At 66.8% G+C, this 907-nt stretch carries 1 protein-coding gene; it reads left to right on the plus strand.

What is annotated here, in order from left to right; all coding sequences use genetic code 11:
- Nucleotides 1–907 (plus strand): SDR family NAD(P)-dependent oxidoreductase (locus AL3_RS17915; RefSeq protein ID WP_066303698.1); only part of this gene is annotated, 907 nt, incomplete at both ends.

Genomic DNA, 907 nt, shown 5'->3' on the forward strand with positions numbered 1-907 from the left:
TTGGACGGCAAAACCGCGATTGTTACCGGCAGCGGGCGGGGGCTGGGCCTGGCCTACGCCCGGGAGCTGGCCCGGCAGGGCGCGGCGGTGGTGGTGAACGACGTCGATCAGGCTGTTGCTGATGAAGCGGTTGCCGTGATCCAGGCCGACGGCGGCCGCGCGGTTGCGGTGGTCTCTCCGGTGGGTTCCACGGAGACGGCGAAGGCCCTGGTGGCTGCTGCGGTTGAGAACTTCGGCGGCCTGGACATCCTGGTGACCAATGCCGGGGTGCTGCGGGATAAGAGCCTGCTGAAGATGACGGACGAGGACTTTGATCTGGTCATCAACGTGCACCTGCGCGGCACCTTCACCTGTGTCCGGGAGGCGTACGCGTACTTCAAGGAAAACAACGTGGCGGGCCGGATCATCACGATCGGTTCCCCGACCGGGCAGCGCGGAAACTTCGGACAGACCAACTACGCCGCGGCGAAGGCCGGGATCGTGGGTATGGTCCGGACCTGGGCACTGGAGATGAAGAAGGCCGGCGTCACGGCCAACGCCGTCATTCCCGTGGCCGCGACCGCCATGACGAAGACCGTCCCGTACTTCGCTGCCGCTGTGGAGGCTGAGGAGCGCGGTGAGGTGATGCCGGACTTCTTCCGCAAGGAGCTGGGTTTCGGTACGGCGGAGGATGTGGCCGGTTTGATCGCGTTCCTGGCGTCGGAGGACGCTGCCGGGATTACCGGGCAGGCCATTGGGGTGGGCGGGGACCGGCTGCAGCTGTGGTCCCATCCGGAGGCTGTGGCTTCTGAGTACCGCGACGGTGGCTGGTCCTTTAAGGACCTGGTGGCGGCGTTCCCGTTCGCGGGGAACCTGCAGGGTGTGGGGGAGAAGTTCCCGCCGCTGCCGGCCGAACTCCAGCCCCAGA

It is taken from the genome of Arthrobacter luteolus NBRC 107841 (genome assembly GCF_001552075.1).
GTDB lineage: Bacteria > Actinomycetota > Actinomycetes > Actinomycetales > Micrococcaceae > Arthrobacter_B > Arthrobacter_B luteolus.